General features: G+C 75.3%; 7 protein-coding genes and 1 tRNA gene. 4 read left to right on the top strand and 4 right to left on the bottom strand.

Annotation, left to right across the window (positions count from 1 at the left end; translation table 11 throughout):
• Positions 1-1,276: hypothetical protein (locus ATM99_RS19310; protein ID WP_369798051.1), on the top strand; the 1,276-nt coding region annotated here is incomplete at its 5' end.
• Positions 1,277-1,325: 49 nt separating this feature from the next.
• On the opposite strand, the gene ATM99_RS09870 is transcribed toward ATM99_RS19310, so the two are convergent.
• Positions 1,326-2,006 carry a TetR/AcrR family transcriptional regulator gene (locus ATM99_RS09870; protein WP_062102759.1) on the bottom strand — a complete coding sequence of 227 codons (681 nt, stop codon included), beginning with the start codon at positions 2,004-2,006 and terminating at the stop codon, positions 1,326-1,328.
• 92 nt (positions 2,007-2,098) lie between these two features.
• On the opposite strand from ATM99_RS09870, the gene ATM99_RS09865 reads away from it, so the two are divergent.
• Positions 2,099-2,935 (top strand): SDR family oxidoreductase, encoded by an 837-nt coding sequence (locus ATM99_RS09865; RefSeq protein ID WP_062102758.1) that lies wholly within the window; start codon positions 2,099-2,101, stop codon positions 2,933-2,935.
• Positions 2,936-3,043: 108 nt separating this feature from the next.
• Positions 3,044-3,313, top strand: a complete 270-nt coding sequence (locus tag ATM99_RS09860; RefSeq protein WP_062102757.1) for a hypothetical protein — start codon at positions 3,044-3,046, stop codon at positions 3,311-3,313.
• Positions 3,314-3,352: 39 nt separating this feature from the next.
• Here the strand turns inward: ATM99_RS09860 and ATM99_RS09855 are convergent, their stop codons facing one another.
• Positions 3,353-4,870, bottom strand: coding sequence for a von Willebrand factor type A domain-containing protein (locus ATM99_RS09855; RefSeq protein WP_223304959.1), 1,518 nt, complete (start codon positions 4,868-4,870; stop codon positions 3,353-3,355).
• A 360-nt stretch (positions 4,871-5,230) separates the two neighbouring features.
• Complete coding sequence (locus ATM99_RS09850) at positions 5,231-5,878, bottom strand: hypothetical protein (protein WP_062102756.1); 648 nt, start codon at positions 5,876-5,878, stop codon at positions 5,231-5,233.
• 389 nt (positions 5,879-6,267) lie between these two features.
• On the opposite strand from ATM99_RS09850, the gene ATM99_RS09845 reads away from it, so the two are divergent.
• A tRNA-Lys gene (locus ATM99_RS09845) sits at positions 6,268-6,340 on the top strand.
• 38 nt (positions 6,341-6,378) lie between these two features.
• On the opposite strand, the gene ATM99_RS09840 is transcribed toward ATM99_RS09845, so the two are convergent.
• On the bottom strand, positions 6,379-7,185 hold the full coding sequence (locus ATM99_RS09840; RefSeq protein ID WP_062102755.1) for a hypothetical protein: 807 nt from the start codon (positions 7,183-7,185) through the stop codon (positions 6,379-6,381).
• Between the last annotated feature and the right edge of the window lie 169 nt (positions 7,186-7,354).

Here is a 7,354-nt window from a genome sequence, read left to right as displayed (position 1 = left end):
CGCCGGGGCCGACCCGCTGCTCGCGCTCGCCCCGGCGCTCGGCGTGCTGGCCGGCGGGGTCCTGCTGCTGCGCCTGCTGCCGGTGCTGCTGCGGCGCGGCGTCGCCGCGGCGGCGCGGTCGCGACGCGCCGTGCCCGTGCTGGCCGCCGCCCGCGCGCACGACGGCGCGCGCGACGGCCTCGCGTTCCTCACGCTCACGGTCGCGGCCGGGCTCGTCGCGCTGGGCACGACGTTCGTGTCGACGGTGCAGCACGGCGAGGTGGACGCGTCGTGGCAGGTCGTCGGGGCGGACGCGACCGTGACGGCCACCATGCCCGACGCGGGCCTGGCCGACGTCGCGGCCACGGTGCGCGACGACGCCGGCGTGGTCGCCGCGGCGACCGGCCGCGTCGAGGACCACACGCAGGTGTTCGGCCCGTGGGGCGGGCAGCTCGTGCGGGTCGTCGTGCTGCCGTCCGACGACTACGCGGACCTGCTCGCGCGCACGCCGCTGCCCGCCGCACCCGAGCTGCGGGACCTGCGTGCCACCGTCGACGGCCGACCCGCCGCCCTGCTGAGCGCGGGCCTGCGCACCGACGACGACCCGGCCGTGGAGCTGCTCTGGGGCAGCGCGCGCGTCGAGCTCACGACCGTCGGGACGGCCCCCGATCTCCTCACGGGCGGTGACGACGCGCTCGTGGTCGACGCCGACGCGCTCGCTTCGGCGCTGGGCGTCCCGGTCGTGCCGAACCGGCTGTGGGCCGTGGGGCCGGGTGCCGCCGCGGCCGTCACGGCCGCACCCGGCCTCGACGGGACGACCGTCGCGACGCGCGACGCGTGGCTCGCCGCGCACCGGTCCGAGCCGCTGACGGTCGGCGTGCAGCGAGCCGCCGCGGCGGCGACGCTCACGCTGCTCGCGCTCGTCGCGCTGGTCGTCGTGCTGGCCGCCGCCACGAGCGCGCCCGCGCGCGGCGTGACGCTCGCGACGCTGCGCACGCTCGGCCTGGGCGGGCGGGACGCCCGGCTCGTGACGGCCGGCGAGCTGCTGCCCGGGGTCCTGCTGGCGGTGGTCGGCGGCGCGGCGCTGGGCGCGGTGGTCGCCCGGGCCGTCGTGGGTCCGCTCGCGCTGCGGCTCGTCACGGGTCAGTCGGCCGACCCGGCGGCCGTGTGGTCGGCGTCGGCGGGCGCGCCGGTGGTGGTCGCCCTCGCGACGCTCGCCGTGACCGTGGTCGCCGAGTCCTCGCTGCGGCGGCGCGAGCGGCTGGGCGAGGTGCTGCGGGTGGGCGGCAGCCGGTGAACCTGCGCACGGGCGGGGTTCGGGCCCGTCGGCGCCGGTGGCGCCGGTCCTACGCCGTCGTGGCCCGCTCGAGCCCGCCGAGGATGACGTCGATCGCGAAGTCGCGGCGCGCGCGCTCGTCGGGGTCCGTGAGCGCCGCGGCGAGCCGGTGCACGCGCGGGAACCGGTCGGGGTCGGTGTCCGCGTAGGCGGCGCGGGCGCGGCCGGGGTCCTCGCCGCGGCGGCCGGGGGCGACGCGTGCGCGGCGCTCGACGGCGGTCGCGGCGGCGAACTGCGCGATGAGGTCGACCGCGAGGGCGGCACGTCCCGCGGGGATGCCGCCGCGCTCCATGAGGTCGAGCTCGTGCTCGGCGAGCCGCAGCGCACCGGGCAGCGTGGGGATGCTGCCGAGCGCGACCGTCGCGAGGCCCGGGTGGTCCTCGAGGGCCGCGATGGTGCTGACGACCGTGGCCGCGAGCGCGGCGCGCCACCCGTGGGGTGCTGCGTCGACGAGGTCGACCGTGCCGTAGACGTGGTCGAGCACGTGCTCGAGCAGGGTGTCGCGGCTGTCGAAGTAGGCGTAGAGCGACGCGGGGCCGGTCTCGACGGCGCGCGCGACGTCCCGCAACGAGACCTGCTCCACGCCGCGCTCACGGACGAGCGCGAGCGTCGCGTCGAGGATCGCCTGCCGCGAGAGCGCGGGCTTGGCCGGGCGGTCGCGCCGGGACGCGGGCTCGGGGGGCGTCGGCATGCGGCGAGCGTAGTTGACACGAACGCGGTTCGCGACGAACACTGTTCGCGAACGCCGTTCGTCGTTGTGTGGGGATGATCCGAGGAGGAGCCATGTCGGTCGTGGTGGTGGGCGCGAGCGGCGCCGTAGGAGGCGCCGTCGTCGCCGGTCTGCTGGAGCGCGGCGTCGAGGTGCGCGCGACGAGCCGGACGCCGAGGCGGCTCACGCTGCCGCCGCAGGTCCGCACCTTCGCCGCCGACCTCGACGACCCGCCCTCCCTCGCCCCGGCGCTCGAGGGCGCCGAGCGCGTGTTCCTCTACGCCGACACGGCCGAGCCCGAGCGGCTGCTGGCCCAGGTCGCCGCGGCCGGCGTGCGGCACGTCGTGCTGCTGTCGTCGTCCGCGGTGACGCACCCGGGCGCGGCCGACGACTTCAACGGGTCCCGGTTCCTGCGCGTCGAGCGCGCGGTGCAGGACTCCGGGGTCGCGCACACCTTCCTGCGGCCCGGCGGGTTCGCGAGCAACGCGGGCCGCTGGAGCTGGGGCGTCCGCAGCGACAGCGCCGTCCCGCTCCCCCACCCGGACGCCGTGCAGGTCCCGGTGCACGACGCCGACGTGGCGGACGTCGCCGTGCTCGCGCTGACCGGTGACGACCTGGTCGGGGCCGCACCCGTGCTCACCGGCCCCGAGGTGCTCACGCTCCGCGAGCAGGTCGCCACGATCGGCGCCGTCGTCGGCCGCGACGTCCGCGTCGTCGAGCAGACCGAGGCGGAGTCGGCCGCCCTGCTGGGCCGCCACGTGCCGGAGGTGTGGGTGCGGCAGATCATCGGGGACTGGCGCGCGTCCGTCGGCGCGACGCCCGCGGTGTCGCACGAGTACGAGCGGCTCACCGGGCGCCCCGCGCGGACGTTCCGCACGTGGGTCGAGGACCACGTCGAGCTGTTCCGGTGAGGACCCGCGTGCGGCGTGACGCTCGATACCCGACCCGGGGCGGTTGCGGGCGGTCATCCACACCATGACACTGGTCAGACCCAGTTCCGACATGCAGGAGGAGCCGTCATGACGCGCATCACCAGGACGCTCGGGGCCACGCTCACCACCGCGGGGCTGCTCGCCGCGGGCAGCATCGCGGGCGCGATCCCGGCGCAGGCCGCGACCGTCACCAGCTACGTCATCGCCTCGACCACGTCCAGCGGGTGCAACTCCGCCCTGCAGGGCGACATCCACGACCTGAAGTCGCAGGGGATCTACAAGACGCACACCCCGTGCACCAACACCGGCGCCGCGTCGTACCCGTGGCGCGCGCAGGTCTGGTACTACGCCAGCTGAGTGCCGCTGCCGGCCGGGTCTCCCCGGCCGGCCGGCACCTCAGGCCGCGACCTCCTGGTACCGGTCGACGAGGTCGACGAACTCGGCGCGCAGACCGTACGGGTCCTCCCCGAGCGCGGCTGCGGCGCGCGACCGCGCGCGTCGCGGGTCCGCGTCGGCGGCGTGCTCGGAGCGCGTGACCGCGAGCCCGAACTCGGCCACGGCCGAGGCGAACCGGAAGTCGGACGACGGGCTGTCCGTCCACGCGTCCGCGCCGACCGGGACGACGACCTCGGTGCTCTCGGCGCCGCCCGGCTGCTTGTAGCGCACGTGCACCGTGAAGAAGTCGGTCGACGTGCCCGTGCGCACGTCCTGGTAGGTGAGGTCGGTGGCGGCGTCCCCCTCGCCGGGTGGGACGAGCTCGTAGAACGCCGTCACCGAGTGACCGGCCCCGACGTCGCCCGCGTCCTTGGTGTCGTCCGCGAACTCCTCGTCCTCCAGGCGGCGGTTGTCGTAGCCGAGCAGCCGGTACCGGCCGACCGTGGCGGGGTTCAGCTCGACCTGCACCTTGAGGTCCTGCGCGACCACGAACATCGTCGCGTCGAACTCGTCGACCAGCACCTTGCGGGCCTCCTCGAGCGTGTCGATGTAGGCATAGTTGCCGTTGCCGTGGTCGGCGATCGCCTCCATCGTGCTGTCCTTGAGGTTGCCCATCCCGAACCCGAGCACCGAGACGTAGACGCCCGTGCTCGCGTGCTCCTCGATGAGCTCGGTCAGCTCCGCGGGCGTCGACGGGCCCACGTTGAAGTCGCCGTCGGTCGCCAGCACGACGCGGTTGTTTCCGCCCTCGACGAAGTGCTCGGTCGCGAGCTCGTACGCCGTCCGCAGCCCCTGGGCGCCGCCCGTCGACCCGCCCGCCCGCAGGCTGCGCAGGGTCCGGACGAGCTCGTCGTGCCGGTCGCCCCGCACCCCGGACGCGAGCACCTCGTCGCTGCCCGCGTAGGTGACGATCGAGACGGTGTCGTCCTCGTCGAGCTGCTCCACCAGGAGCGCGAACGACTCGGCGAGCAGCGGCAGCTTGTTCGGCTGCCCCATGGAGCCCGACACGTCGAGCAGGAAGACCACGTTGTTGCCGCGCGTCGTCGGCCGCGCCTGCGTGGCCTGCACGCCGATCATCGCGAGCTGGTGGCCGGGCGCCCACGGGGCGTCGGCGACCTGCGTGGTCACCGTGAACGGGTCGTCCGCGTCGGGGGCGGGCGCCGGGTAGTCGTAGTCGAAGTAGTTGACGAGCTCCTCGATCCGCACACCCTCCGGGGCCACGCCCTGCCGCAGCTGACGGCGCATGTTGCTGTAGGAGGCGGTGTCGACGTCCGAGGCGAACGTCGACAGCGGGCTGGTCGTGACGTCCTGGAACGGCTGCTCCGGCGAGTCGTCGTACTCCTCGCGCGACGTGTCGGGCGGGCCGACCCACGCCTCGGGGAGCTGCTGGTCGTAGCCGATCTCCCGGCCGGACGTGCTGCCACCCGTGCCGTCGCTGCACGCCGCGAGCGTGGCGGCGAGCGTCACGGCTGCTGCCACGGCGACGACGCGGGTCCGGTAGCGGCTGCGGGGTCGACGTCCGGAGCCGCACTCCTCGCTCTGATGGAGCCGTGCTGACAACCGACCACGCATGTGTCCCCCTGTGCTCGTCGAGGACTGAAGCCTCGCGGGTCACAGACGTCGTCAACCAGCACGGGGCGGTCACACGACCGTCCCGGTCGGGTAACGGGCGGAGTGTGCGCGTCCGGGAGTCACCAGCTCGCTGAGCAGGCCGAACGGGTGAGCGCGCCGCGCGCTCCGAACACGCGTCGCCACCCGCCCGGACGACGCGACGACGGCTCCACGAGACGCGGACGTCGTGACCGGAACGTCACCGACCACGAACCTCGACCTCGTGCGCTACAGGATCTCGGTCCACCGGATCTGCTCGTCCACGGGCCACGACCGGTCGACCTCCGGCAGCCGCTCGAGGTCGACGTGCCACGTCCCGTCGGGCAGGACGACCCAGGCACCGGTGTTGAGCATCTCGTGCCACCGGGCCACCCGCTCCGGCAGCGAGGAGTGCGCCACCACCTCGGTCCCCGACTGCGGGTCGTACCGGAACGTGTCGGTCGACCCGTCCGGCCGGGCCGCCAGCACCAGGGGCAGCAGCCAGAAGTCCAGCACGACCCACTCGCGCCGCCAGACGAACGCCTTGTCGCTCGGATCGACGTCCGGATCACGCAGCAGGTCGTCGTCGCCGCAGATGGCGTCAAGCCTGTTCACGCACGTCTCGAGCGTGGTGTCCAGGTCGTAGAAGACACCGCCGGGGACCAGACCCGGATACTCGCGGTCGGGGCCGCGCTGCGACCCGAGCCGCGCCCCGTCGTGCCAGGCCCACACCGCGGCGATCTCCTCGGTGAGCGTGAACCCGTGACGTGCCGCGACCCGGGCGATCGTGTCGGCGTCCGCCCCCGGACGCAGCCGCGGCACCACTCCGGCGCCGAGACCCGCGATCCGCTCGACCCACCCGTGCAGGGCCGTGACGACCTCCGTCAGCTCCGTCACGGCACCGGGACCACGGTGTTGTTGCACCACGCCGACGTGGGGAGCTGTTGCTCGCGAGGCGGGCCCCGACGCTCCGGGAGCGGGACGACCGACGCGCCCCCTGCCGGGACCTCGCACCCGGCGAGGTCGATCACGCCGAACCGCTTCACGAGCCACCCCTGACCGTCTGCGCGCCGCCGGCGGCGTCGCCGTCTCGTCGGGATCAGATCATCAGGACCGTGGCCGTCGCAGCCACCGAACAGGTGACGGGCACCGCTCGTGGCCGCTGGACGCTGCCGGCTCTGGCCAGCCTGTACCGTCGGTCCCGTCAGCCGCAGCGGCCCCGGCGCCACCTGCGGACGACAAGGGTGTTGTCCCGTGGGTTCCACGAACGAGACCCCTCATCACCCGGGCCTCTAGCTCAACTGGCAGAGCAGCGGACTTTTAATCCGCGGGTTGTGGGTTCGATCCCCACGGGGCCCACCCATCGGCAATGACGGCACTGCCGCCCGGCAACGGCCTCAGAGGTCGTCCCCCGCCAACGGCACCCGCACCCGCAGGGCCTTCTCCTGCGTCTGCCGCGCCGCGGCCGTGAGCGGCTGCACCGGCAGCCCGACCCGCACCCGCGCCGCGTCGTCGGGCCGCGCGGGGTCGTAGAGCGCCTGCGCGGGCACGGCGAACGCCTGGCGGGGCACGACGGTCCGCACCGTGTGCCGCACGCCCTGGGCGTCGTCGAAGTGCAGGGTGCCGAGCACACGGCCCTGCTCGTCGGTGTCGTAGTCGGTGACGCGCGCCCACGCGGCGCGTCGTCCCGCGAGCCGCGCGAGGGTCCCCACGCGACGCACGTGCCTCACCAGAGCGACGACCGTCGCGACGGCCGCGAGCGCGAGCAGCACCCCGGTGATGACCATCGGCACGCGCACGGCCCCGGCGGTGACCAGCCCCTCGTCGACGGCGCCTCGCCACCCGACCAACAGCGCCGACGTCGCGACGACCGCGGCGACCGCGGGCGCGACCCACCGCACGACGCCGACGCCGAGCAGGGCTCCGAGCACGATCGCCATGCCGCCGAGCGAGGGCGCCGCCCCGGCGAAGTCGTTCGTCGCGCACGACCCGCCGCCGCAGTCCCACCGCACGAGGCTCGCCTCGTGCGCGCCGAGCCGCAGCATCCACCAGCCGAGCGCGAGCAGCGCGAGCGCCGCGAGAGCCAGGACGGCGCGGCGCTCGGGGCGGGGCGCGAGGGCCCGCGCGAGCGCGGCGTCCTCGGCGTCGAGGCCGGTGGGCTGCTGGCGGGGGTGCCCGGCGGACCGGGCGGGCGTGCTGGTCACGCCACCATCCTGCCAACCGCGCGCGACGTCGGGCGCACGCGGGCGCACCCGGTCCCCCGCGCGCCGAGCGGGTGGCGCCCGCTCCGACGCACGTCGTTCGGTCCCGTCCGGCGCACCTTCATCACCGGACGTACGCTCGCTCCCGGCCGCCCCGACCCTCGGGCCCGAC

This window comes from Cellulomonas sp. B6, assembly GCF_001462455.1.
In the GTDB taxonomy this organism is placed as follows: domain Bacteria; phylum Actinomycetota; class Actinomycetes; order Actinomycetales; family Cellulomonadaceae; genus Cellulomonas.
The sequence above is the reverse complement of the archived record's forward strand: the minus strand, read 5'-3'. Positions and strand labels throughout refer to the sequence as shown.